Genomic DNA, 26124 nt, shown 5'->3' on the forward strand with positions numbered 1-26124 from the left:
GTATACAGTAAAAAATGGCATTTCAAGAACTTTTGCTTGGTTGGATAATGCCTAGATGTCAAATTCCTCTATTTCCCCCTCTATTTTGGTGATAGGCACTGGCGGTACCATCGCTGGCCTTAGGACCGATTTAGGAAATGGGGGTTATCAAGCTGGTCAAGTGCCGATTTCAACCCTTTTGACCCAGATCAATAGCAAATTTCCTTTAAAAAACATGCAGTTATCAAATATTGATAGCTGTGATTTGAGTGAGCCCCTTCTAAGCGAATTAGGTGTCCAGGTTCGCATGGGACTAGCAGACCCCGAAGTAATAGGGATCGTAATTACCCATGGCACCGATACGATGGAAGAAACCGCTACTTTTTTGGAGTTTGTCTGCGGTGGATCTGCCAGAAATTTTGGCAAGAAGGTGGTTTTGACTGGAGCGATGCTTCCCTCTGATCATCCACAGGCTGATGGTCCGGGGAATTTATCCGATGCGATTGAATTTGCTGGGAAAAGGGATAGTCAGAGTGGAATTTGGGCTGTGATGGGCTCTAAGCCAATACTGGGCCTTGCTTTGGTCAAGGGACATAGCTCTCAGACGAACGCCTTTTTTGGTGAAGCGCTGCCTAATGATTGGGTTCAAGTTAGCAATGACTTACCGATACCACCAGACAATCAATGGCCCTGGGTTGAAATTATTACAAGTCACGTCGGGGCCAGACCAGAAACCATTACCTTTTTAAAGAATCATGGGGTTCAGGGCATTGTTCTAGCAGGCACTGGTGCTAGTACCGTTCATGAGAGCCTTGCGCCCGCTTTGGAGCAGTTTATGGAGGCTGGTGGAGCCGTGGTGCGTGCCTCCCGAATCGGTAGGGGCTATATTGGCGGAAGTCTTGCAAATGGCCGATTAGCAAAGGCATTGAGCGCGGGTAATTTAAATCCTGCAAAAGCCCGTATTGCTCTGCAGCTAGCCTTATTCGCTAGCACCCAATCAAGTCCTAATCCATTGAGTTGGCAGGATTATTTTGCTAGAATGGTGGGCTTACCGGAATTTCGGTAAGTAATTTAAACAATTTGTTCCACCCTTGCTGCACTGGTGCTTAATTCTTGACAGCGGAATTAAGCAAGACGCCTAGGCAGTTTTATCCATAAGGAGTGATTAATGCGTCATTATGAAATCGTTTTTATCGTCCATCCGGACCAAAGCGAGCAGGTTCCAGCGATGATTGATCGCTACAAGTCGATCCTAACCACCCATGGTGGCAAAGTGCATCGCATCGAAGATTGGGGTCGTCGTCAGATGGCTTACATGATCGACAAGCTCGCTAAAGCCCACTACGTTTGCATGAATATTGAATGCGATCAAAAAACGCTTGAAGAACTCGAGCATGCATTTAAGTTCAATGATGCAGTGTTACGTCACCTCATTGTCAAGATGAAGAAGGCTGAGACTGAGCCATCCATCATGATGAAAGAAGTGCAGCGTGAAGAAGCTCGCAAGCTCGCTCAAGCTGACGCACCGGCAGCAGCCTAATTATTGTTGAAAAGGAGGCTTTGATTCGTAAAAGTCGGTCTGATTGTGAAGCGTAGTTCAAACCTTCTCATCCTGACTGCTTCTCTAATCGCCAAGGACGCCATTCGATATACCCCAGCGGGTTTGCCCGTGATTCATTGTCAGTTACATCATGATGGTGAGTTAAGCGAAGCAAATCAAGTTCGGCAAATTCGGATGAATGTTGAAGCCGTGGCAATTGGTGAGATTCATCGAGAGTTACTAACGATGGATTTAGGAGCAGTAGCAGTATTTGAGGGGTTCTTAACGCAAAAGACCATACGAAATGAGCGCCTCGTTTTTCATATTACAAAGATCACATCGAACAAATAGGAAACCATCATGGCTTTTGGAAAAATGAACAAAAAGACAGACTTCAAAAAGAAGCCTGCACAGAACCCACTCTTTAAACGCAAGCGTTATTGCCGTTTTACGGTTGGAGGCGTTGAGCAAATTGACTACAAGGATGTCGATACGCTTAAGGATTTTATTGGTGAGAACGCTAAGATTACGCCAGCTCGCTTAACGGGTACTAAGGCGCTGTATCAGCGTCAGTTGGATACCGCAATTAAACGCGCTCGCTTCTTGGCATTGCTGCCATTCTCAGATCAACATAAGAAATAATTAGGAGCCCACGATGCAAGTTATTCTGCTTGAAAAAGTAACCAATTTGGGCAACCTTGGTGATGTTGTTAAAGTCAAAGACGGGTTTGCTCGCAACTTTTTAATTCCTCAGCGCAAAGCGCGTCGCGCAACCGAGGCAGCCATTGCTGACTTTGCTGCACGTCGTGCCGAGCTTGAGAAGATTGCTGCAGAGAAGCTCGCGGCCGCGCAAGCGATTGGCGAGAAGCTCAAAGGCTTAGTGTTGGAGATTAGTCAAAAGGCCGGCGTTGATGGCCGTTTGTTTGGCTCAGTCACCAATCACGATATCGCTGAAGCTTTGGCGAAAAAGAGTTTTCAAATTGAAAAAGCTGCAGTTCGGATGCCAACCGGACCATTGAAAGTAGTCGGTGACCACCCAGTGGCTGTTGCTGTTCATACGGACGTTGTGGTTGATATTAATATTCGTGTGATTGGTGAGCAGGCCTAGTTGACTTCGGTACACTAGCCCTATGGCCGAACCTCGCAACCGTCCCGTACCAATGAACCCAGGCATGCCTGGGCCTGGTGACGCGGTTGTGCAGGCTCTCAAAGTCCCACCCCATTCCGTCGAGGCTGAGCAATCGGTTCTCGGCGGCTTACTTTTGGATAACACCGCATGGGATCGTTTAGGCGGTATCCTCTCCGAGCGGGATTTCTATCGTAGCGAGCATGCGCTGATTTATCGAGTTATCGAGCGTTTAATCGGCGATAACCGACCGGCTGACGTGATTACTGTATTTGAGGCGATCAAGAATGAGCCCGAAGCAGATCTCATCGGTATCGATTATTTAAATTCCTTAGCACAAAATACTCCTAGTGCAGCCAATATCAAAGGTTATGCAGAGATCATTCGGGATCGCAGTATCTTACGCCGCTTAATTGAGGTCTCAGACAGTATTGTCAATACGGCATTTATGCCTGAGGGTCGATCAGTTCGTACCTTACTGGATGAGGCTGAATCACGCATTCTGCAAATTGGTGAAGAGGGGAGTCGCAAAGCAGATTATCTCGAAATCGAACCTCTCTTAAAGGCGGTGGTTGCGCGTATTGATGAGTTATATAACCGTGATGGCGGTAGCGACATTACTGGAATCGCAACTGGTTTTATTGATCTCGATAAACAAACCAGTGGTCTGCAAAAAGGCGATCTGGTCATTGTGGCTGGCAGACCCTCGATGGGTAAGACCGCGTTAGCCCTAAATTTTGCTGAGAATGTGGCCTTGCATGAAGGTCTCCCGGTTGTTGTGTTTTCGATGGAGATGTCTGGAGCGCAACTAGCAACCCGTTTACTTGGATCAGTCGGTCGAGTTGATCAAAGTCGGATGCGGACTGGTAAGTTAAATGATGATGAGTGGCCACGTGTTACTGATGCGATTGCACGACTGAGTAATACCCAAATCCTCATTGATGAGACCGGCTCCTTAACCTGTCTCGAGTTGCGCGCCCGCGCTCGTCGTATTGCGCGCAATTATGGCGGCACCCTAGGAATGGTTGTGGTTGATTATCTGCAATTAATGAGTGGTAGCTCGGGTGGCGGTGGAGAAAACAGAGCCACCGAAATCTCTGAGATCTCAAGATCTTTAAAGTCGCTAGCCAAAGAGTTGCAGTGCCCAGTGGTCGCCTTATCTCAGCTTAATCGTGGTCTTGAGCAACGTCCCAATAAACGACCTGTTATGTCTGATCTGCGTGAGTCTGGAGCCATTGAGCAAGACGCTGACTTAATTTTGTTTATTTATCGTGATGAGGTATATCACCCAGACACCACAACCGATAAAGGTGTGGCCGAAGTCATTATTGGTAAGCAACGTAATGGTCCAATTGGTACAGTCCGCTTGAGTTGGCAAGGACAGTTCACTAAGTTCGATAACTTGGCCCCCAATACACCTTCGTACGGCAGTGGGTTTAGCCCCTTTTAATTGCCTGTAATCCGGCGCGCCTCGGTATAGCGCGCTGCCCAGTAGGGTGAATCAATCCGTTCAAGACGGACTGTGCCACCTGCGCTAGGCGCATGTACAAAACGGCCTTGGCCAACATAAATTCCGGCATGAGAGTAGCGCTCACCAGTGGTATTAAAGAACACCAAGTCGCCGGGCGCAGGAGCCTGTTGCCCAATACCAGTGCCAACATTACTCATTTGCTGAATCGTTCTTGGTAGTTTGATGCCCGAGCTGTTTTTGTAGACGTAAACAATTAATCCACTGCAATCAAATCCACCTGCTGGGGTGTTGCCGCCATAACGATAAGGGACACCGACCAAGCCCATTGCTGCAATCGAAATACCTTCGTTACCAACGCTTGTATCGTTCTTAAAGTGCGCAATACGCGGGTTACTTACCACCCCGCCAGATTTACGAGTTGGGGTGGTGGAGCAAGCACTGAGTGTTAATACACTCAGTGCAACCACCGCTGTGACTAGTAAATTGGTATTACAGTGCTTCAGCTGCATGATCGGCTAGTCGCGAACGTTCGCCACGAGCCAAGGTAATGTGACCGCTGTGACGCCAACCTTTAAAACGATCGACCACATAGGTAAGGCCGGATGAGCCCTCAGTAAGATAAGGAGTGTCAATTTGGGCAATGTTCCCAAGGCATACGATTTTGGTACCGGGACCAGCTCGTGTAACAAGCGTTTTCATCTGTTTAGGTGTTAAGTTCTGAGCTTCATCAATAATCAGAAATTTACTCACAAATGTACGACCTCGCATGAAGTTCATGCTTTTAACCTTAATCCGAGAACGGATTAGTTCTTGAGTGGCAGCGCGACCCCATTCTCCTGCAGTGTCGTCACTCCGATGTAATACCTCTAAGTTGTCGTCAAAAGCGCCCATCCAGGGCTGCATTTTTTCTTCTTCGGTGCCTGGTAAAAATCCAATATCTTCACCAACCGGAACGGTTGCTCGAGTAATGATGATCTCGTTATAGCGTTTACTATCCAATACTTGCTCGAGGCCGGCTGCAAGGGCAAGTAAAGTTTTACCGGTACCAGCTTGACCAAGCAGAGTCACAAAATCAATGTCTGGATTCATGAGGAGATTCATGGCAAAGTTTTGCTCGCGATTGCGCGCGGTGATACTCCACACATTATTTTTCTGATGGGAGTAATCCTTCAGAGTTTGAAGTAATGCAGTTTTGCCATTGATTTCGCGCACCAGGGCATAAAAGGGAGTCGTGCCGTCTGGATTTTCTTGATAAACAAATTGATTGATCAGCATGCTGGACACCAGCGGGCCAGTAACCCGATAAAACATCGTACCGCTCTTGCCATCCGCCCAACTCTCCATGGCCTTGCCATGCTTCGGCCAAAAGTCACTCGGTAGCGCCATCACGCCCGAGTACATTAAATCTCGATCTTCTAAGACCTGGTCATTGAAGTAATCTTCGGCCGGAAGGCCCAGAGCTCTGGCCTTGATTCGCATATTGATATCTTTCGATACCAAAACAACTTCTTGCTGAGGTTTGGCTTTTTGCAGATCACGAACCACCCCTAAAATCAGGTTATCGCCTTTACCCTCTGGCAACCCCTCGGGTAGGGGGGCGGTGGAAAACTGGGTCTGGAAAAATAACCTCCCCGTTGCATCTTGATTACCCAATTTATTGAGCGGGATTCCTTCGTCGAGCTGACCGCTGGTACCGGCAATCAGCTGGTCGAGCGAGCGACTCACCATGCGTGCATTACGAGCAACCTCACTCATCCCCTTTTTATGGTTGTCGAGCTCCTCAAGAGTTGTCATGGGCAGATATAAATCGTGCTCCTCAAACCGAAAGAGCGAGGACGGATCGTGCATTAATACATTGGTATCTAAGACAAATAAACTTGGTGGACCTGTACGCACTGTGCGCTTTGGTCGCTCTAGCTTGGAGTCCAGTTGCTTTTCCAGATGTTGGGTGGGAGCAATTGTTTTAATCTGTTCTAATGCCACCTCCGCGGCTGACAGATCATCATCCATATCAATATTGGGTTCTACCTCTTGGGCCCAGCTTGGCGCATGTGCTTTTTTTACCTTTTTAGGGGGATTTTTGAGATCCGGCGTTTTCTGACGACTTAAATTGACTTGATCGGCAATTTGGGTGGGCAGTGGAGGTAATGGCATGCGAGAACTTCTCCTAAATGAAAAAACCGCCTACGAAGAGCGAAAGGCGGTTTTGAGGGGTGACGCAGAGGGCGGGATCATATGCACGATTTACTAGGGGGCCGGTCTCCCGTCGTGGCCTAAATAGACCCCGATGCGGGTTTAATGGCATCCATCGCTTACGGTGCATATAGCCATACTGTAACCCAAATTGATGTCTTTGCAAGTACCGTATAAATCCCTAGGACATAGCCTTGGCGGCAGCGAGTACTTCGGCCACATGTCCTGCAACCTTAATGCCTCGCCACTCCTTTTGGAGAACGCCTTTGCTATCAAATAGGAAGGTGCTGCGATCAACGCCACGAACTTGTTTGCCGTACATATTTTTCATTTTGATGACATTAAAGATCGTGCACAGTTTTTCTTCGGTATCGGCAACCAATTCAAAAGGCAGACCTAATTTTTGGCGAAAGTTCTCATGTGAACGCAAATTATCCCGGGACACCCCAACCACCAAAGCATTTGCTTGATTAAATGCGTCAATATGATCCCGAAACTCTCCTGCTTCAACCGTGCATCCCGGTGTTGAATCTTTGGGATAAAAGTAAAGCACTAGCTTTTTACCTTGATACGCTTTTGGCGAGAAAGTGAGGTTTGATGTTGCCGGAATCTCACACATTGGCATCGTCTGCCCAATCTTAATCATCATCGTAATTCCCCTCGTCAATGGTTATGTGAAATTAGTTGCATGGCGCATTTGGATCATCAGTTCACCGCTGCGATTGGCAATACTGCCATACTGGAATGGCTCGGTGGCTATTTTATCGAGTTGCCCAGTCGCCAGCCAAGATTTGTGCAATTGGCCCATCGTAACCAGTTCGTGACCTTGCATCATCCACCCCTGAAGCAATGATTTAAAGGCAGGTAACAACTTTTGTCCTTCTAACTCAGCGTGCAGGGTAAAGACTTGATCATTGGGATTGCTTTGAGTGAGCCCAAGAATTGCTTGGGCCGCTCCAAAGGCATCCCGCCCATCCACTCCAATGAGCTCATCAAAGGTTGGAAGTGTGGTGGGGTACTGAATATGCTTGCTTCGCTGATGCTTAAATTGAATACGGTACGGCGCGAGATTGGGCTCAGAGCGCCCATCAGAGGCGTATTGCATCCCCCAATCATCGAGTTGCATCAGGGCCGCTTCATTCATTTGCCAGCCTGCAGCACCATGCGTAAGTGGAGGGTGTTTGAATATCTCACAAAAACGATCATAGGCTTTTTGCATTTGGATTCGAGTCCACGTTGCATCACGTTGATAAACATGATCTTGCCAATAGACATGATCCCAGGTATGGATCCCGGTCTCATGACCGGCCTCATCAACAGCACGCATTTCATGCGCAGCAGTTTTGCCAATGTCAGGCGCCGGGAGGAGAACCCCGTATAAAAGGGTTTTGATGCCGTAGTGCTCTACCACCGAAGTGCGCGATACTTTTTTCAGAAAACCTGGCCGAAAAACTCGTTTTAATGCCCAACCTGTATGGTCGGGCCCAAGACTAAATAAAAAAGTCGCTTGAATATCGAGCTCTGCAAAAAGCTTGGCTAGATTTGGAGTTCCAACTTGGGTTCCAAGTAATGTATCAACGTCAACTTTCAGTGCAATTTTTGCCATGGGACTCAGTACTATTCAACCAGATGTCGCGCTTTATCGACATCATGGCGATAGGCTTCAAAAATCTTACTAAGTGCATCGTTCATCGCAATAGTGGGTTTCCAACCAAGTTCAGCCATCGTATTTTCGATGGCAGGAACTCGATTTTGGACATCCTGATATCCAGCGCCATAGTAGCTTTTGGAGGTTGTTTCCACCAATTGAACTCGATCTGCCGTAACTGCATACTCAGGGATTTGCTTGGCAATCGCAAGCATCATGGCAGCCAACTCTTTAACTGAGTAATTATTTTTGGGGTTACCCACGTTATAGATCTTGCCATTGGCAATATCACCTTGATTAGTGATGATGCGCATTAAAGCATCAATGCCATCGTCAATGTATGTAAAGGCCCGTTTCTGAGAGCCCCCGTCGACCAGATTAATCGGCTCACCACGCACAATATGGCCTAGAAACTGAGTAACCACCCGTGAGGAACCCTCTTTGGGCGTGTAGATACTATCTAAACCAGGGCCAATCCAGTTAAATGGTCTAAATAAAGTAAAGCGTAAGCCCTCCATGCCATAACCCCAGATGACTCGGTCCATCAATTGCTTGGCGCAGGCATAAATCCAGCGCGGTTTATTGATGGGGCCATAAACCAAATTGGATGAGGCTGGATCAAATTCAGTATCTGTGCACATGCCGTAGACCTCGGAGGTTGACGGGAAGACGAGGTGCTTGCCATACTTCACGGCCGAGCGCACGATGGGAAGATTGGCTTCAAAGTCCAACTCAAATACACGCAGGGGTTGTTGTACATAGGTTGCCGGTGTGGCGATTGCAACGAGCGGCAGGATCACATCGCACTTACGAACGTGATACTCCACCCATTCACGATTAATGGTGATATCACCCTCAAAGAAATGCATACGAGGGTGGTTGAGAAGATCACCAATTCGGTCGTTTTGCATATCCATGCCGTAGACCTCCCACGACGTGGTCTCCAATATGCGCTTTGAGAGGTGATGGCCAATAAATCCATTCACACCCAAAATCAAAATCTTTTTCATAAAACCATTCCTTTGATGAACTTCAGAGGCCAACGACCGACTACTCTTGCATTAAAAATAGCTCAAGAGCCTTGCCATCGCCGCACAGGCCAAAGTAACGATTATCGACGAGATGCATCCCCAACCCGGATTTTTTGAGGAATGCTGCGATTGAGGGGGGTAGGTCTACGCTAGGTTCCAGTGGTAGGGAGCTTTTGGTAAGAATCACTTTTTGCCCACTTAATTCGGTAAAGGCACCAGGGTAGGGCGGCGCCACCGCCCGAATCAGGTTGTAAATCGACATGGCTGACTTGGTCCAATCGATGCGACCATCCTCGGGTTTGCGACCCCCAAAATAAGAACCTTCTGCCAATCGATTGGCTTGTCGAGGAAGCTCTCCTTGCATGAGTTGGGGTAGCACATTCTCCATCACCCGTTTTGCGGCTTGACTGACTTTGTCAAACACCTCTTTGCCTGTCTCATGAATTTCAATGGGAACAGCCACTTGTCCCACAATATCACCGGCATCGGGTTTTGCTTCCATGACGTGTAGGGTTGCTCCCGTTTCAGTCTCGCCATGTAACACGGCCCAGTTCACAGGAGCACGGCCGCGGTACTTCGGTAAGAGCGAGCCATGCATATTGAGAGCCGCAATGGTTGCGGTCTCAAGTAACTCAGTGGGCAACATGAAGCGGTAATAAAAAGAAAAGAGATAGTCGGGTGCAATCTCCTTGATCTCGGGCAGCAACGTTAACAACTCACTCTGTTGCACTATTCGACATGGCAAACCCCGCTGTTCGCAGAGTTTTTGAACGCTGCCAAACCAAATCCTCTCATTGGGGTCATCGGCATGGGTGATGACTAAATCAACTTGCATGCCTGCATCGATTAATGCTTGCAAACAAGCAACACCGACATCATGGTAGGCAAAAACAACTGCGCGCTTTGGTGTTTGATTCAAGATCTAGGGTTTAGATTGCTCTAAGACCGCGCTCACCATATAGCGAGGCCGTTGACGAACTTGTTGGTAAATCCGCCCGATATATTCCCCTAAGAGGCCCAGGCCAAATAGCATGACGCCAATTAAAAAGAAGGTGAGCGCAAAGAGTGTGAACACACCCTCAACTTCAGCGCCCAATACAAAACGACGGATTAAAAGGAGAAGGAATAGGGAACCTGCTGCTCCAGCTAATAGCATGCCGAGGATCGAAAAGAGTTGCAGTGGCATCACTGAGAAGCCAGTGACCAAATCAAAATTAAGACGAATCAATTGATACAGGCTGTATTTTGATTCTCCAGCAAACCGTTCTTCATGTTTAACGGTAATTTCAATTGGATTGTTGGCGAAGGTGTAAGCCAAGGCAGGAATGAAGGTATTCGCTTCCTCACACTGCCGCACTAAATCAATGATGCGGCGATGGTAGCCACGCATCATGCAGCCTTGATCGGTCATGGTGATGCGAGTGAGCTTATCGCGTAATCGATTCATGGCACGCGAGGCCGTCTTTCGGAACCATGAGTCTTGGCGATTTTCTCGAATCGTGCCAACATAGTCATGACCTTCCTCCAGCTGACGCACAATTTTCCCAATCTCTTCCGGAGGATTTTGTAGATCCGCATCTAAGGTAACAATGTATTCACCGCGTGCATATTCAAAACCAGCCATGATCGCCATGTGTTGGCCAAAGTTATTTGCAAATAAAACCACGCGCGTTACATCAGGCCGCTTTTCGTATTGCATCGCGAGCATGGCAGCAGACCGATCTTTACTGCCATCGTTAATAAATATAAGTTCGTAGCTGAGTGCATACTGACTCGCAACATGATCAAGTGCGGGGTATAGGCGATCAAATAGAGCCTGTAAGCCCTCTTCCTCGTTATAAACCGGGATCACGACACTTAAGCGTGGATGAGCAAAGCTGTTCATGACACCATTTTGCCTGATCTAGAGGCGTTTACGCTAAAACCTCTTGTAGTGCCTTGACCACACGATCAACGTCGGCATTGGTCATGGTGGGGAAAAGTGGCAGAGTTAAGATGGATTGACCAATCATATTGGCAACTGGGGTTGCCTGTTCCGAGTACCCACGCTCACGATACAGTGCAAAGCTGGTAATGATTGGGTAATGCACCCCAGTACCAATACCACGTTCTTTTAAGGCAAGCATGATTTGGCTACGTGATTGGCCTAAGCGCTCCAAGGGCAGTAAGACCTGGAACATATGCCAATTACTATTTGCAAAATCGGCGATTGGCAGACCTAAACCTATTTTGCTCAAACCCGATTGTTCGAACTGATCAAAATAATGACGGGCGAGAGCGAGGCGTTGCCCTTGAAACCGGTCCAATTGTTTTAATTGATGAAGACCAATAACAGCATTGACATCGGTTAGGTTGTCTTTGCCACCCAGAACATCGACCTCCATGCCATCAGGACCATGACGCACCAATCCTTGCAACCGTAATTTCTCGGCCAGACTGACTTGACCCTCGCCAAAGCGCTCGGTGTTAAAAACTAAGCAACCACCTTCGATGGTGGTTAGATTTTTATTTGCCTGAAAACTAAAACTGACTAAATCATGCCGACCTTTTGTGCCAATGCGCAACCCGTTCCACGAGGATCCGAGTGCTTGAGCGGCATCCTCAATCACGCGCAATTGATGATGCTCCGCAATCGCGTAAAGCGCATCAATATCAAGAGGCAATCCAGCCAAATACACCGGCATAATAGCTTTGGTTTTGGCGTTAATGGCAGAGCTAACTTGACGAAGATCTAAATTACGGGTCTTCGGATCAATATCAACAAAAACAGGCTTTGCGCCCACAGCTAAGATCACATTGGAAGTGGCGACCCACGAAATTGGAGTTGTGATCACCTCATCGCCTGGACCAATCCCAGCAACTTGAAGGGCGATTTTCATGGTGGCCGTGCCGTTTGCAAAGCAACGAACAGTCGCGCCACCTAAATACTGACTCAAAGCCGCTTCAAACTCTAAAACCTTTGGGCCGGACGTAATCCAGCCAGAGCGCAACACATCGGCTACTGCTGCAATCGTGGCCTCATCAATCGTTGGCTTAGTAAAAGGAATAAATGGCTGGCTCATTTGCTCCATCTGCCTATTGTCGCAAAGGCTCTTGTGGATGTCGAACCACAACCCGTCGACTATCGCGACCCAATACCTCCATGGGAAGCCCGAGACCTTCTAGCTCAACAAATTGATCGGGGCGCATTAGCGCGATGGCATTGGGATCTTGATTCCAGACGATGATAAATTCACTGAGAGTCGGTACCCATTTCTGGGGTTCTTGTTTGGCACCAAAGGTCAGTTCATCGGTAAACTCGACCATGATGGTGTTGCGCTCCAGGTAAAAGGGAACAGTGTGATCGAGTAAGCGAACCGAGTAAATCTTGGCATCCTTTGGGATTTGTGATTTCACTCTTTGTGCCAGGTCATAGCCAGAGACAGCGCGACCCAAAGTTTCATGTCCCGTTCCAGCAATGGTGGCGGTTAAGAAAAAGCCAAAAGCAAATAGGGCAATGCTGAGCAGTGAATTGCGCTTCGCAAACAGGCTTGCTACCAGACTAAATGCCAATAAGCAAGATAGAGCGATCACAATCCAAACGGTGTAAGCCTGATAGGCAGCGACTTCATCAGGCTGACCATTGCGACCAATTTCGGACAAAAAGAAGAAGCCGGTGAGCGCGAGTAAGGCAAAAAATAAGGTTTGTAATCGCCAACCTATGGAAAGGTGCGCATGCGATTCTAAATAATCAGCGATTGATTTGGCTGCCAAAATAGTCAAGGCTGGAAAGACCGGCATGATGTAGCCCGGTAATTTTGAGCGCGAGATACTAAAGAAAATAAGGATAACTGCGAACCATGCCCAGAGCATCCACTCTGCCGAGAATGATCCGATTCTATATTCCTTGAGGGTTTGCCAGGCGGACCGAAAGAACTGGGGCATCCAGGGTAAAAAGCCCACAAGGACTAATGGTAAGAAAAAGTAAGCCGGTGCCGTGCGCCCATGAGCTGTTGCTGTAAAGCGCTCGAAATGTTCGTAAATAAAAAAGAAGTGAGCAAACTCTGGATTTTGAATCGATACCGCAATAAACCAGGGCGCAGTCACGATCAGAAAAATCACTAATCCACTGAGAATATGTAAGCAGCTTAACAGTTTCCAGTCAAAGCGCGTCACGATATACGCAAATAGCACCATTCCTGGAATCACAATGCCGATCAGTCCTTTTGATAGGGTGGCAAGACCCATTGCCAACCAGCAGACCCACATCCAAAGGCGGCCGGATTGTGGGCGATGTTGTTGATACGCATGTTGAGCTAATAAAAGTGAGCATAGGGCTAAATTTAAAAAAGCCGATAAGCCCATATCGAGCGCATTGAAATGTCCGCCCACGACCCACATGGGGCTTGATAGCAGAATAAGTGCGGATAGATATCCGGTAACCCGCCCAAATAATTTAACCGCAGTAAATCCAACCAATAAAATCGTAAGATAGCCGGTCAGTCCACTCCAAAAGCGTGCTTGCCATTCCCCTAGTCCGAAGAGTTGAAACGTAATTGCTGAAGCCCAAATATGCAGAGGTGGCTTCTCAAAATATTTGTAGTCGTTGTAACGGGGTGTGATGTAATCGCCGCTCACCATCATCTCGCGGGCCATTTGCGCATAACGACCTTCATCCGTTGGAATCAGATGCCGATAGTCCAGAGTGGCAAACCATAATATGCTCGCAAGGACGAAGACAATCAGTAGTGCAACTGTATTGAGCGGTGTGAGTTGGCGTTCAGCAAACATCTAACTAATTTTTCTCCAAGATGATGGCGGCAAGCACTTTCCGCCCCTCGCCCATCAAGATGTTGTAGGTGCGGCATGCTGCTTGGGAATCCATCATTTCAAAACCAATTTTGGCCTTAATCAGTGGTTGCAGAATTTTGGGGTTCAGAAATACCTGCTTCTTGCCGGTGCCTATGATCACCAACTCAGGTTGCAAACCACTAATTAACGAGAAATGATCTTCTGTAAGGTCAAGACTTTCTTCAACTGGCCACACCATCACTTCGCCATCAGGCTGAACGATAAGGGCTTGCGAATACGGGGTTTTATTGACCTCAATAAAGCCAATTCCGTAGCCGGTAATCGTATTTTGGCTAGATTGTGGGTCAGAATGTAACTTCACGCTGAGGCTCTGTCATAATTAGAGGATTATAGCTAGCAAATTATCCCTAAATTTCAATGGCTTAACCCTGTAGAAGATCTGATTGTGAAACCCATACAAAAGTCCGACAAACTAAACAACGTCTGCTACGACATTCGTGGCCCTGTACTTGAACTTGCTCAACGCATGGAAGAGGAAGGGCACAAAATTATCAAGCTAAACATCGGCAATGTCGGTGTGTTCGGCTTTGATCCTCCGGAAGAAATCCAGCTCGATATGATTCGTAATCTTGGAAATGCGTCCGCTTACTCGGATTCCAAGGGGATTTTTGCGGCTCGTAAAGCCATCATGCAGTATTGCCAAGAAAAAGGGATTCAAGGTGTTACCTTGGATGATATTTACACCGGCAATGGTGCATCTGAGTTAATTGTTCTGGCGATGAATGCGCTTTTGAACAATGGCGATGAAGTGTTGGTGCCAGCACCCGATTACCCACTATGGACTGCCGCTGTTTCATTATCAGGCGGGACCCCGCATCACTACTTGTGTGATGAGTCTAAGGATTGGCAGCCTGATCTTGAGGATATGCGCTCCAAAATCACTCCGCGAACCAAAGCTATTGTGGTAATCAATCCTAATAATCCAACCGGTGCTTTGTATTCCAAAGAAGTGTTGCTAGAAATCATTGCGGTTGCGCGCCAGCATAATTTGATCTTATTTGTCGATGAGATCTACGACAAAATGCTCTTTGATGGCGAGAAACACATTTCGCTGGCATCGCTATCGACCGACGTAGTCACCATTACGTTTAATGGTTTATCAAAGAACTACCGCTCCTGCGGTTACCGCTCGGGCTGGATGGTTGTGTCTGGCGACAAAGCAATGGTTGCTGATTACATTGAGGGTTTAAACATGCTGTCCTCAATGCGGCTCTGCGCTAATGTTCCAGGGCAATATGCGATTCAAACGGCATTAGGCGGCTACCAAAGCATCAATGACCTGGTGGCCAAGGATGGTCGATTAACTCGTCAACGCGACTTGGCTTACAAACTCATGAGTGAGATCCCAGGGGTCAGTGTTGCCAAGCCAAAAGCAGCACTCTATTTATTTCCAAAACTCGACCCACAGATGTATCCGATTAAAGATGATCAGCAATTTATTGCCGATCTTCTCAAAGAGGAGAAAGTTCTTTTGGTGCAGGGCACGGGTTTTAATTGGCCCAAACCAGATCATTTCCGGATTACTTTCTTACCCCATGAGGATACTTTGCGTGAGGCTATCAAGCGGATTGCTCACTTTCTTGAACGCTATCGTACGAAACACGCAAGCAATTCGGTCACAGTAACTACAGTAAAAGCATGATGAAACCTATTCAAGTTGGTCTTCTGGGGATTGGCACCGTTGGTAGCGGAGTTTTTACCGTTCTCGCTCGTAATCAAGAGGAAATACAGCGGCGCGCAGGGCGCGGTATACGGATTCATACGGTGGCGGATTTAAATACCCAGCGCGCGCAAGAGCTTGTACAGGGCCAGGCCGAGGTGGTCAACGATGCACGTAAGGTGATTCAGAATCCTGAGATAGATATTGTGGTCGAGCTGATTGGTGGCTATGGGATCGCCAAGGATTTGGTGCTTGAAGCCATTGCACATGGAAAACACGTGGTCACTGCCAACAAAGCTTTAATTGCTGTGCATGGTAATGAGATCTTTAAAGCAGCGCATGCTAAGGGAGTGATGGTCGCATTTGAAGCTGCGGTCGCTGGCGGCATTCCAATTATTAAGGCCTTGCGTGAGGGCTTGAGTGCCAATCGGATCGAATGGATTGCTGGAATTATTAACGGTACGACTAACTTTATTCTCTCTGAGATGCGCGATAAGGGTTTGGACTTTAATGTCGTCCTAAAAGAGGCGCAACGCTTAGGCTATGCTGAAGCGGACCCAACCTTCGATATTGAAGGAATTGATGCGGCTCATAAGGCAACTATCATGAGTGCTATTGCTTTTGGAGTGCCGATGCAATTTGCGCAAGCGCATGTTGAGGGAATCACCAAGCTCTCTGCCACTGACATTCGGTATGCTGAGCAATTGGGCTACCGCATCAAGCTTTTAGGGATTACCAAGAAAACCCCAAGTGGTATTGAGTTACGTGTGCACCCAACCTTGGTTCCCGCTAAGCGTTTGTTGGCTAACGTTGAAGGCGCCATGAATGCGGTACAAGTATTTGGTGATGCGGTAGGTACCACTCTTTATTACGGGAAGGGCGCTGGTTCAGAGCCAACAGCCTCTGCCGTGATTGCCGATTTGGTCGATGTGACACGTTTGCAAACGGCAGATCCTGAAAATCGGGTGCCCCATTTGGCGTTTCAGCCAGATGCCTTGCAAAATACTCCGATTCTGCCGATCGCAGAAGTAACGACCAGTTATTATTTGCGCTTAGCAGTTGCTGATCAGGCTGGCGTTTTGGCCGATATCACACGAATTTTGGCTGCGCATGGCGTATCCATCGATGCTCTCTTGCAAAAAGAAGCTGCCGAAGGTGAAAGCCAAACCGATCTCGTGATTCTGACCCATGAGACCAAAGAAAAAAATATGACGGCGGCTTTGTTAGAGATGCAAGATCTAAAAACCGTGATTGGTGAGATCGTGAAGATTCGTCTTGAAAATCTTTCCTAGACCCAGTTTTACATATGCTTTATCAATCAACCCGAGGCGCAAGCCCAGAACAAACTTTTCAGGGAATCTTATTAGGTGGCCTGGCACCCGATGGGGGTTTGTATTTGCCAACTCACTATCCTCAGGTGACCAAGGCGCAGTTAGATTCTTGGAGGGGTCTGTCGTACCCCGACTTGGCATTTGAAATTATTCGTTTGTATTGCGATGATATTCCCGCTGATGATTTAAAAGCCTTACTTCACAAGACCTATACTCCGCAGGTCTATTGCAATGGTCGTCCTGCTGACGCAGCAAGTGACATTACCCCGGTGCATTGGTTAGGTGAGGAGCATGGTGCAAGGTTGGGACTCTTAAGTTTATCGAATGGCCCAACCCTTGCTTTCAAAGATATGGCGATGCAGTTGTTAGGCAATCTCTTTGAATACGCATTAAAACATGCCAAGCAGGATCTCAATATCTTGGGGGCCACTTCCGGGGATACTGGAAGTGCGGCCGAGTACGCTATGCGAGGTAAAGAGGGCATTAAAGTGTTTATGCTGTCGCCGCGTGGCAAGATGAGCCCGTTCCAGTCGGCGCAAATGTATTCCTTGCAAGACCCCAATATTTTTAATCTCGCGGTCGACGGAGTATTTGATGATTGCCAGGATATTGTGAAGGCGGTTAGTAATGATTTGGAGTTCAAAGCTAAATATCGAATTGGAACAGTGAACTCTATCAATTGGGGACGTGTTTTAGCGCAGGTGGTGTACTACTTTCAGGGATATTTATTAGCAACAGCTTCGAGTGAGGAAAAAATATCTTATGCAGTGCCATCCGGTAATTTTGGTAATGTTTGCGCAGGTCATATCGCCAGGATGATGGGTTTGCCGATTGCGCACTTAGTAGTTGCAACCAATGAAAACGATGTCCTCGATGAGTTCTTTAAAACCGGCGTTTACCGAGCACGCAAATCTGCCGAAACTTTACATACCTCAAGCCCGTCGATGGATATTTCGAAAGCAAGTAATTTTGAGCGTTTTATTTTCGATCTACTTGGTCGTGACGGTAAGCGAACTGCCCAATTATTTAAACAAGTAGAAACGGATGGCGGCTTTGATTTATCGCATGATCCGGCATTTAAAAACATCTCTCAATTTGGATTTGTCTCGGGTCGAAGTACACATCAAAATCGTTTAGAAACGATTCGGGATATTGATGAGCGCTACGGTGTCATGATTGACACCCATACCGCTGACGGCATTAAAGTGGCGCGTGAGTATTTGCAGGATGGCATTCGGATGCTAGTGCTGGAGACCGCCTTGCCAATTAAATTTGAAGAAACGATCCAAGAAGCATTGGGTCGGCCTGCCGATTGCCCACCCGCATTTCGTGACATTAAAAATAAGCCACAACGTGTGACGAATGTACCGGCTAGCACCCCAACGGTGAAGGCCTTTATCCAAGATCACGTCGATTGATCATGGCCATCAGCTCATCCTCAGGCTCTAGTAATAAACCACCACTACTAAGTGCAGCCGATGCTTTATCACATTTACTGAAAAACCCTGTGCCGGTTGAGGCCCAAGAGTTAGTGCCAACCCAAGATGCACTAGGGCGTGTACTTGCTGAGGATATTGTTAGTACAGTTGATGTGCCGCCACTCGACAACACATCGATGGATGGTTATGCGCTAGCTACTCGGGATATTTCGGAGCCAGGCGTAATCTTAAAAGTGGATCAACGCATTCCAGCGGGATCGGTCGGTAAGCCGCTTAAGCCAAAGACCATTGCCAGAATCTTTACGGGTGCGCCGATACCCCCAGGGGCAGATGCGGTTGTGATGCAAGAGGATTGTGTAACTCAGGCCCAATCCGATTTGGTACAAATTAACTCTATTCCTAACGCGGGACAATGGATTCGTCGACGCGGGGAGGATTTAAGTGTCGGAAAAGTTGCTTTATCGGCTGGCACCGTTTTAAGACCTCAACATCTGGGCGTCGCTGCGTCTGCTGGCTATGCACAGCTGCCTGTTAAACGTAAGGTAAGAGTAGCAGCATTCTTTACTGGTGATGAGTTGTCCTTACCAGGCGAACCTTTAAAGCCTGGCGGTATTTATAACTCGAATCGGGACACCTTATTGGGGCTTATTCGGAGCATGGGATGTGTTGGGACAGATTATGGGATTGTTCCTGATCGATTGGAGTCAACCCGCCAAGCTTTACGAACTGCTAGCGAAGATCATGATCTGATTATTACCTCAGGCGGAGTCTCCGTGGGCGAAGAGGATCACATTAAGCCAGCCGTTCATGCGGAAGGTCGACTGGATTTATGGCAGATTGGTATTAAGCCAGGTAAACCGCTGGCATTTGGCGCGGTTCGCAAACAAAATCAGGCAAATCGCGAGGCATGGTTTATCGGTCTTCCTGGTAATCCAGTATCTAGTTTTGTGACCTTCATTCTATTTGTTCGTCCATTTATCTTAAAACTTCAGGGGCGGTCCGATTTGGCACCACCATCTTTTCAGGTGAGAGCCGACTTTGATTGGCTAAAGCCAGATCGCCGTAATGAGTTTTTGCGAGTCAAAATGAACGCAGAAGGTGGTCTTGACCTATTTCCCAATCAGAGCTCGGGTGTTTTGACAAGCGCAGCTTGGGGGGATGGCTTGATTGATTGTCCGGCCGGACAGGGATTCAAAAAGGGTGATATGGTTCGATATATCCCCTTTAGTGGACTACTTTATTAATTCATCGCCATGAAACTGCATCTGCGTTTTTTTGCCTCGATACGAGAAGGCCTAGGTGTGGCGCAAGAAGAGATTGTGATTCCCGACTCGGTCAAAACTATTGCAGATCTTCGCGCCTTCTTAACAACGCGAGGCGCGCCGTGGTCCGATGTGTTGTCGAAGGATCGCGTCTTGCGATGTGCTCTCAATCAGCAAATGGTCAGCGCAGACACCGCTCTATTGGAGGACGCTGAAGTTGCTTTCTTCCCTCCGGTCACTGGAGGCTGATATGCCGGTTCGTATTCAAGAGCAGGATTTTGACCTCAGTACAGAAATTGCAAATTTACGAGCTGGCGACGGTGCAGTTGGTGCGGTCGCTATTTTTGTTGGTACGGTTCGGGATCTGAATGACGGTTCCGCTGTGAGGCAAATGACCTTGGAGCATTACCCGGGGATGACCGAAGCAGCCTTACAGTCAATTATTGATCAGGCTAAGGGTCGCTGGGATTTGAATCAAGCCCTGATTATTCATCGCGTCGGTCCCTTGCAGCCGCTCGATCAGATTGTGCTGGTCGCCGTTACCAGCGCCCACCGTGGCGAGGCCTTTGCTGCATGCGAGTTCATGATGGATTACCTAAAGACACAAGCGCCTTTTTGGAAAAAAGAAGATACTCCAAATGGCGCTCGTTGGGTCGATGCCCGCGTTTCAGATGATGCCGCTTTGGCCCGCTGGTCTAAAAGCTAGGCTGATTGCTAAAGAACCCTCTTTTCTGGGCTCGTGGTAAACGTTTCACGGCACATTCCGCTTTAGAGGCCTCTGAGCGGTCAGGATAGGTCTTTACCTCCAGTAACCTCACTGGCCCTCGTCCACGCGTATAGCGTGCACCAAGCCCTTGATTGTGTGCAAGTATCCGCCCCTCCAGCTGATTGGTAATGCCAGTGTAATAACTACCATCAGCACATTCGAGGAGGTAAAGGAACCAGGGCATCGCAGTTTGCATTGAAATAAAAAACTTGAATAATGGGGTTTTACCCCCATATTCTAAGTAGACTTATTCATTAGTAAATAAATTCATTTAAATCATGCGAATCGATAAATTAACTACTAAATTCCAAGAGGCGTTAGGGGACGCACAAAGCCTTGCCCTAACTAACGATAACCAGTTCATTGAGCCCGAGCACTTGTTGCTTGCCATGTTGCGCCAGCAAGATGGGGGGGCGCGTAGCTTATTAACTCGGGCCGGTACCAATGTTGCTGGCCTTGAAAAGGCTGCCGAGGCGATGATCGCCAAATTACCTCAGGTGCAGGGTACCGGGGGCGACGTTCAGATCGGTCGGACTTTATTAAGTTGGCTCAATCAAACCGAAAAGGAAGCAAGTAAACGCGGAGATCAATTTATTGCTGGCGAGCTATTCTTATTGGTTTTGGCAGACGATAAAGGCGAGCTTGGCAAAGCAGCCCGTGAGAATGGGCTGAGTCGAAAGGCCTTAGAAGCAGCCATTGATTTAGTGCGCGGCGGAGAGTCGGTGAACTCAGCGGATGCCGAAGGGCAGCGCGAAGCTCTAAAGAAATACACCCTTGATCTGACCGAGCGTGCTCGACTTGGAAAGCTTGATCCAGTGATCGGGCGCGATGATGAGATCCGTCGTGCGATTCAAATTCTTCAGCGGCGTAGTAAAAATAACCCGGTCTTAATTGGTGAGCCAGGTGTCGGTAAGACGGCCATCGTTGAAGGCCTTGCGCAACGTATTGTGAACGGTGAAGTGCCGGAAACCTTAAAAGACAAACGCGTCTTGGTGTTGGATATGGCACTGTTACTAGCAGGCGCAAAGTATCGCGGTGAATTCGAAGAGCGTTTAAAAGCCGTTCTTAATGATGTGTCAAAAGATGAAGGCCGCACCATTATGTTCATTGATGAAATTCATACCATGGTTGGAGCTGGTAAGGCCGATGGTGCAATGGATGCTGGCAATATGTTAAAGCCCGCACTAGCGCGGGGTGAGCTCCACTGTATTGGTGCCACCACACTGGATGAATATCGTAAATATATTGAAAAGGATGCCGCTCTAGAGCGTCGTTTCCAAAAAGTGATGGTTGATGAGCCAAGTGTTGAGGCAACGATTGCGATTCTGCGTGGCTTACAAGAGAAATATGAACTACATCACGGCATTGAGATTACCGATCCAGCGATTGTGGCCGCAGCTGAGCTTTCTCACCGCTACATCACAGATCGATTTTTACCGGACAAAGCAATTGATCTTATCGATGAGGCTGGTTCTCGCATCAAGATGGAGATTGATTCAAAGCCTGAGGTGATGGATAAATTGGATCGTCGCCTGATCCAATTAAAGATCGAGCGTGAAGCGGTCAAGAAAGAGAAGGACGATGCTTCCAAAAAACGCCTAGATCTCATTGAAGAAGAAATTACCCGTTTGGGCGCCGAGTATGCTGACCTTGAGGAAATTTGGAAGGCAGAAAAGGGTGCGGCCTTGGGTGCTGCCTCTGTGAAGGAGGAGATTGAACGCGTTAAAGCAGAAATCGCCAAGCTGCAGCGTGAGGGTAAGCTCGAGAAAGTAGCTGAACTCCAATACGGTAAATTGCCTGAGCTTGAGCAAAAGCTCAAGTCAGCGGCGGCTGCTGAGGCAAAAGCAGAACAAAAAGATACAGGCCGGCCGAAATTGCTTCGTACTCAAGTTGGTGCCGAAGAGATTGCTGAGGTGGTCTCGCGCGCCACTGGTATCCCTGTTTCTAAAATGATGCAAGGTGAACGGGACAAACTGCTCAAAATGGAAGAACATTTGCACGAACGCGTGGTGGGGCAAGATGAAGCCATTCGCGCGGTATCGGACGCGATTCGTCGCTCGCGTGCCGGTCTTTCTGAGGAAAATAAACCCTATGGCTCATTTATGTTCTTAGGGCCTACTGGCGTCGGCAAAACGGAGCTCTGCAAAGCATTGGCTGAGTTTTTGTTTGATAGTGATGACCGACTCATACGTATTGACATGAGTGAGTTCATGGAAAAGCACAGCGTCGCTCGCTTAATTGGTGCGCCCCCTGGGTATGTGGGTTATGAGGAGGGTGGTTATCTTACTGAGCAGGTGCGTCGCAAACCCTATAGCGTGATTTTGTTTGATGAGATCGAAAAAGCACATCCTGATGTATTTAATGTGTTACTACAAGTTTTGGATGATGGACGCTTAACCGATGGTCAGGGTCGCACGGTTGATTTTAAAAACACGGTGATTGTGATGACCAGTAATATTGGTTCTCATTTGATCCAGTCCATGACTGGAAAAAATCAAGCAGAAGTGAAAGAAGCAGTTTTTGGCGAACTTAAGAATCATTTCCGTCCTGAGTTCTTAAACCGGGTCGATGAGATCGTGGTCTTCCATGGACTTGACCAAAAGAATATTGCCTCGATTGCAAAAATCCTCTTGCAAAACCTCTCCGAGCGCTTGGCGCGTCTTGATATGCAATTGGATATTAGTGATGCCGCGTTGAATAAGTTAGCCGAGGTTGGCTTTGATCCTGTTTTTGGAGCAAGACCACTCAAGCGAGCGATTCAGCAACATATTGAAAATCCGGTATCGAAGATGATCTTGGAGGGTAAATTTGGCCCGCAGGATGTAATTCCGGTGGATGTCGATAAAAAGGGCGATTTCAGCTTTTCGCGTCTCGTGCATTAAGCGTTTTGGCGGATTGAGCGACTGGCGCTAAACTAGTGCCATGTCGCTTGCCCAAGGCAGTTTTTATTCTAGTGATAACCGTACGATTGGCTTAATTAGCCTTGCGCACGGTACCTCACATTTTTACCATTTAGTTCTTCCCCCACTATTTCCTTGGCTCAAGATTGAGTTCGGCTTGTCGTACGCCGAACTCGGTTTATTGATGACCGTCTTCTTTGTGGTGTCTTGCATTGTTCAGGCCTCGTCTGGTTTTCTGGTGGATCACAAAGGCGCGCGACCAGTCCTTTTCGCCGGGATCGGACTATTGGCTCTATCCGCAGTGACCTATGCTGTGAGTTCAAGCTATTTGGGGTTGATGATTGGTGCAATTTTGATGGGGTGTGGTAACGGCGTTTTTCATCCTGTTGATTACACCCTAATTAATCATAAGATTTCGCCAAAACGACTACCGTATGCGTATTCCTTCCATGGGGTCACAGGTTATCTAGGCTGGGCTTTAGCCCCAGTCTTTATGGTGGCGATTGCCGAATTGGCAAACTGGCGAACGGCGATGATGGCGGCAGCCATCTTAGCCATATCGGTTCTGTTGTTGCTCTGGTTTAACCGTGACTTGTTAACGGATGATGCAAAAGAGCGTCAAGCTAGTAATTTAGCGAATGCGCGTAAGGAAGACCCAAACCATAGCCCCTTGGGAACTTTTGATTTCTTAAAGTTGCCTGCCGTTTGGCTATGCTGGCTCTTCTTCTTTTTTAGCATGGTGGCGATGTCAGGTATTCAATCATTTGCCCCTAGTGCCCTGTTTAAGACTTATGAAATCTCGGTTGCCTCCGGAAACTTTTTCCTAACTCTCCTAGCACTTGGAACCGCTGGCGGCATGCTATTAGGCGGTTATCTGGCAAGTCGTTTTGCTGCCCCGGAACGAACGGTTGTGATCTGCTTATTTGTTAGTGCGCTTATGTCGGTGATCATCGGTGCAGAGTTAGTATCGGCTGCCTTCATTCCAACCTTGTTTGTTGTGATCGGAATTGGCTTGGGTATTGCTGCGCCATCACGCGACTTAATGATTCGGTCAGCAACGCCGCAAGGCGCCTCTGGTCGAGTCTATGGCATTGTCTACTCAGGCATTGACCTTGGCGCCTCAGTCGGCCCTCTTGCCTTTGGAATTTTGCTCGATGCTGGCAGGCCCAACTGGCTCTTCTTAGGGGTTGCCTTTATCCAATGCTTAATTATCTTTACCGCATTTAGGGTTGCAAGTAGCATCCCCAATCGACCAGCTACGGCGGATTAAATCTAATTTCCATCTAGTGAAATCAAAATTTCATTAGATGGAAAGATAGAAAAATGAAAATTGTTACCCCATTTCATTTTCTAATTCTTTATTTCATAAAGCAAAATTTTATCAATAAGTAATTGAATCTGTTGAGTTAATTTATTTTTATATCATTAGTAGATTTAGTCATTAATAATCAATTGCTTTCTAAACTCTTATATAAGACATAAGAGTTTGGGTTTCTCAAGCCCTCGTCGATATCCATTTTTATCGTGAATGAAGGAGAGCAATATGGTGACTCGCAAAGCAGAAGCAGCAATTATTCAGAAGGATTGGGATACCAATCCACGTTGGCAGGGGGTAAAGCGTGGCTACACCGCAGAAGATGTCGTTCGTCTTCGTGGTTCTGTTCGCCCAGAGCACACCTTAGCGAAACAGGGCGCTGAGAAGTTATGGAATTTAGTGAATAACGAAGCCTATGTAAATTGCTTGGGTGCATTGACCGGTGGTCAAGCCATGCAGCAAGTGAAGGCAGGTGTTAAAGCAATCTATTTGTCAGGCTGGCAAGTAGCTGCTGATAACAATACCTATGCAGCAATGTATCCTGATCAATCCCTCTATCCAGTGGATTCAGTACCTAAGGTGGTTGAGCGAATTAATAATACATTTGAGCGCGCAGATCAGATTCAGTGGTCAAAAGGAATTAATCCAGGCGATCCTGGTTACATCGATTATTTCGCACCCATCGTTGCCGATGCTGAAGCTGGCTTTGGTGGTGTTCTGAATGCCTATGAATTAAGCAAAGCATTGATTAAAAATGGTGCAGCCGGCGTGCACTTTGAAGATCAGTTGTCATCCGTTAAAAAATGCGGACACTTAGGTGGCAAGGTGCTGTTACCAACCCAAGAGTCCGTGCAGAAATTAATTGCTGCTCGTTTGGCTGCCGATGTCATGGGTGTGCCAACCATTATTTTGGCAAGAACCGATGCTGAGGCTGCTGACCTATTAACCTCGGATTATGATGAAAACGATAAACCGTTCTTGACTGGTGAGAGAACACCTGAGGGTTTCTATAAAACTCGTAAAGGGCTCGGACAGGCGATTTCTCGTGGTTTGGCTTACGCAGAATATGCCGATATGGTCTGGTGCGAGACGGGTACCCCAGATTTGGATTTTGCGAAGAAGTTTGCTGAAGCCATTCGTGAGAAGTTCCCCGGAAAAATGTTGGCCTACAACTGCTCGCCGTCATTTAACTGGAAGAAAAACTTAGATGATGCAACGATTGCTAAGTTCCAGCGCGAGCTAGGTGCGATGGGTTATAAGTACCAGTTCATTACTTTGGCCGGTATTCACTCGATGTGGTACAACATGTATGACCTTTCACAAGACTATGTCAAGCGCGGTATGACGGCTTATGTTGAGAAGGTTCAAGAGCCCGAGTTTGCAGCACGCGATCGGGGTTATACCTTTGTTTCACATCAGCAAGAAGTTGGCACCGGCTACTTCGATGACGTTACAACCGTGATTCAAGGTGGGAAATCATCGGTAACTGCCTTGACTGGATCGACCGAAGAAGAGCAATTTCATTAATCATTCATTCGCCTAATCTGCGGCTAATGCAGTTATGGAAGGCGCCTTTAGCATCCCAAAAGGGTGACTTAGGCGCCTTTCTGTT

Annotated in this window: 26 protein-coding genes; 15 read left to right on the forward strand and 11 right to left on the reverse strand. The window is 47.6% G+C overall.

The window, feature by feature from the left end; genetic code table 11:
* Window positions 1–55: 55 nt before the first annotated feature.
* From QUE62_RS02500 to dnaB, 6 genes are all read left to right on the forward strand, one after another.
* Window positions 56–1045, forward strand: a complete 990-nt coding sequence (locus QUE62_RS02500) for an asparaginase (protein WP_286262081.1) — start codon at window positions 56–58, stop codon at window positions 1043–1045.
* A gap of 102 nt (window positions 1046–1147) precedes the next feature.
* Window positions 1148–1519: a 30S ribosomal protein S6 gene (gene rpsF, locus QUE62_RS02505; protein WP_286224257.1), complete on the forward strand. Its 372-nt coding sequence runs from the start codon at window positions 1148–1150 to the stop codon at window positions 1517–1519.
* Between the two features lie 45 nt (window positions 1520–1564).
* Entirely contained in the window at window positions 1565–1870 is a 306-nt protein-coding gene (gene priB / locus QUE62_RS02510) for a primosomal replication protein N (RefSeq protein WP_286225802.1), read from the forward strand.
* 9 nt (window positions 1871–1879) lie between these two features.
* On the forward strand, window positions 1880–2161 hold the full coding sequence (rpsR, locus tag QUE62_RS02515) for a 30S ribosomal protein S18 (RefSeq protein ID WP_108508018.1): 282 nt from the start codon (window positions 1880–1882) through the stop codon (window positions 2159–2161).
* 13 nt (window positions 2162–2174) lie between these two features.
* Complete coding sequence (rplI, locus tag QUE62_RS02520) at window positions 2175–2627, forward strand: 50S ribosomal protein L9 (RefSeq protein WP_286224259.1); 453 nt, start codon at window positions 2175–2177, stop codon at window positions 2625–2627.
* A gap of 64 nt (window positions 2628–2691) precedes the next feature.
* The gene (dnaB, locus tag QUE62_RS02525) at window positions 2692–4095 is read left to right on the forward strand and encodes a replicative DNA helicase (protein WP_286262540.1); all 1404 of its coding nucleotides are present in this window, start codon (window positions 2692–2694) and stop codon (window positions 4093–4095) included.
* On the opposite strand, the gene QUE62_RS02530 is transcribed toward dnaB, so the two are convergent.
* From QUE62_RS02530 to QUE62_RS02575, 10 genes are all read right to left on the reverse strand, one after another.
* The gene (locus tag QUE62_RS02530; RefSeq protein ID WP_286224260.1) at window positions 4092–4625 is read right to left on the reverse strand and encodes a C40 family peptidase; all 534 of its coding nucleotides are present in this window, start codon (window positions 4623–4625) and stop codon (window positions 4092–4094) included. The genes dnaB and QUE62_RS02530 overlap by 4 nt on opposite strands.
* On the reverse strand, window positions 4606–6270 hold the full coding sequence (locus QUE62_RS02535; RefSeq protein ID WP_286262083.1) for a PhoH family protein: 1665 nt from the start codon (window positions 6268–6270) through the stop codon (window positions 4606–4608). Before QUE62_RS02535 ends, QUE62_RS02530 begins: the two co-directional genes overlap by 20 nt.
* Window positions 6271–6490: 220 nt before the next feature.
* Window positions 6491–6958, reverse strand: a complete 468-nt coding sequence (locus QUE62_RS02540) for a peroxiredoxin (protein ID WP_286262085.1) — start codon at window positions 6956–6958, stop codon at window positions 6491–6493.
* A gap of 21 nt (window positions 6959–6979) precedes the next feature.
* Window positions 6980–7915 (reverse strand): polysaccharide deacetylase family protein, encoded by a 936-nt coding sequence (locus tag QUE62_RS02545; protein WP_286262087.1) that lies wholly within the window; start codon window positions 7913–7915, stop codon window positions 6980–6982.
* Window positions 7916–7926: 11 nt separating this feature from the next.
* Window positions 7927–8967: a bifunctional UDP-4-keto-pentose/UDP-xylose synthase gene (locus QUE62_RS02550; RefSeq protein ID WP_286224266.1), complete on the reverse strand. Its 1041-nt coding sequence runs from the start codon at window positions 8965–8967 to the stop codon at window positions 7927–7929.
* 40 nt (window positions 8968–9007) lie between these two features.
* Complete coding sequence (locus QUE62_RS02555) at window positions 9008–9907, reverse strand: formyltransferase (protein WP_286262090.1); 900 nt, start codon at window positions 9905–9907, stop codon at window positions 9008–9010.
* A gap of 3 nt (window positions 9908–9910) precedes the next feature.
* A complete protein-coding gene (locus tag QUE62_RS02560) occupies window positions 9911–10873 on the reverse strand; it encodes a glycosyltransferase (protein WP_286225808.1) in 963 nt (320 codons plus the stop codon).
* A gap of 28 nt (window positions 10874–10901) precedes the next feature.
* Window positions 10902–12059 carry a DegT/DnrJ/EryC1/StrS family aminotransferase gene (locus tag QUE62_RS02565; RefSeq protein ID WP_286262093.1) on the reverse strand — a complete coding sequence of 386 codons (1158 nt, stop codon included), beginning with the start codon at window positions 12057–12059 and terminating at the stop codon, window positions 10902–10904.
* 4 nt (window positions 12060–12063) lie between these two features.
* Window positions 12064–13758 (reverse strand): glycosyltransferase family 39 protein, encoded by a 1695-nt coding sequence (locus QUE62_RS02570; protein WP_286262095.1) that lies wholly within the window; start codon window positions 13756–13758, stop codon window positions 12064–12066.
* 4 nt (window positions 13759–13762) lie between these two features.
* Window positions 13763–14140: an Mth938-like domain-containing protein gene (locus QUE62_RS02575; protein WP_286262096.1), complete on the reverse strand. Its 378-nt coding sequence runs from the start codon at window positions 14138–14140 to the stop codon at window positions 13763–13765.
* 84 nt (window positions 14141–14224) lie between these two features.
* Here QUE62_RS02575 and QUE62_RS02580 point away from each other — a divergent pair, with 84 nt between their 5' ends.
* Genes QUE62_RS02580 through moaE form a run of 6 tightly spaced genes read left to right on the forward strand, consistent with a single transcriptional unit; the run spans window position 14225 to window position 20237 of the window.
* The gene (locus tag QUE62_RS02580) at window positions 14225–15481 is read left to right on the forward strand and encodes a pyridoxal phosphate-dependent aminotransferase (protein ID WP_286262099.1); all 1257 of its coding nucleotides are present in this window, start codon (window positions 14225–14227) and stop codon (window positions 15479–15481) included.
* Window positions 15481–16791 (forward strand): homoserine dehydrogenase, encoded by a 1311-nt coding sequence (locus tag QUE62_RS02585; protein ID WP_286224713.1) that lies wholly within the window; start codon window positions 15481–15483, stop codon window positions 16789–16791. The genes QUE62_RS02580 and QUE62_RS02585 overlap by 1 nt, the downstream gene beginning before the upstream one ends.
* 14 nt (window positions 16792–16805) lie before the next feature.
* On the forward strand, window positions 16806–18248 hold the full coding sequence (gene thrC / locus QUE62_RS02590) for a threonine synthase (protein WP_286262100.1): 1443 nt from the start codon (window positions 16806–16808) through the stop codon (window positions 18246–18248).
* Between the two features lie 2 nt (window positions 18249–18250).
* The gene (locus QUE62_RS02595; protein WP_286224278.1) at window positions 18251–19513 is read left to right on the forward strand and encodes a molybdopterin molybdotransferase MoeA; all 1263 of its coding nucleotides are present in this window, start codon (window positions 18251–18253) and stop codon (window positions 19511–19513) included.
* 9 nt (window positions 19514–19522) lie between these two features.
* Complete coding sequence (gene moaD, locus QUE62_RS02600) at window positions 19523–19780, forward strand: molybdopterin converting factor subunit 1 (RefSeq protein ID WP_286224279.1); 258 nt, start codon at window positions 19523–19525, stop codon at window positions 19778–19780.
* 1 nt (window position 19781) lies between these two features.
* Window positions 19782–20237 (forward strand): molybdopterin synthase catalytic subunit MoaE, encoded by a 456-nt coding sequence (moaE, locus tag QUE62_RS02605; protein WP_286224280.1) that lies wholly within the window; start codon window positions 19782–19784, stop codon window positions 20235–20237.
* Here moaE and QUE62_RS02610 read toward each other — a convergent pair.
* A complete protein-coding gene (locus QUE62_RS02610; RefSeq protein ID WP_286224281.1) occupies window positions 20227–20481 on the reverse strand; it encodes a GIY-YIG nuclease family protein in 255 nt (84 codons plus the stop codon). The two genes, moaE and QUE62_RS02610, sit on opposite strands and share 11 nt — an antisense overlap.
* A gap of 94 nt (window positions 20482–20575) precedes the next feature.
* Between QUE62_RS02610 and clpB the strand changes: the two genes are divergently transcribed.
* The 3 genes from clpB (at window position 20576) to aceA (ending at window position 26039) form a co-directional block, all read left to right on the forward strand.
* On the forward strand, window positions 20576–23179 hold the full coding sequence (gene clpB, locus QUE62_RS02615) for an ATP-dependent chaperone ClpB (protein WP_286262104.1): 2604 nt from the start codon (window positions 20576–20578) through the stop codon (window positions 23177–23179).
* Between the two features lie 40 nt (window positions 23180–23219).
* Window positions 23220–24467, forward strand: coding sequence for an MFS transporter (locus tag QUE62_RS02620; protein ID WP_286262107.1), 1248 nt, complete (start codon window positions 23220–23222; stop codon window positions 24465–24467).
* Between the two features lie 273 nt (window positions 24468–24740).
* Window positions 24741–26039 carry an isocitrate lyase gene (gene aceA, locus QUE62_RS02625; protein ID WP_353506819.1) on the forward strand — a complete coding sequence of 433 codons (1299 nt, stop codon included), beginning with the start codon at window positions 24741–24743 and terminating at the stop codon, window positions 26037–26039.
* Window positions 26040–26124: the final 85 nt, after the last annotated feature.

The organism is Polynucleobacter sp. HIN9 (genome assembly GCF_030297635.1).
In the GTDB taxonomy this organism is placed as follows: Bacteria; Pseudomonadota; Gammaproteobacteria; order Burkholderiales; family Burkholderiaceae; genus Polynucleobacter.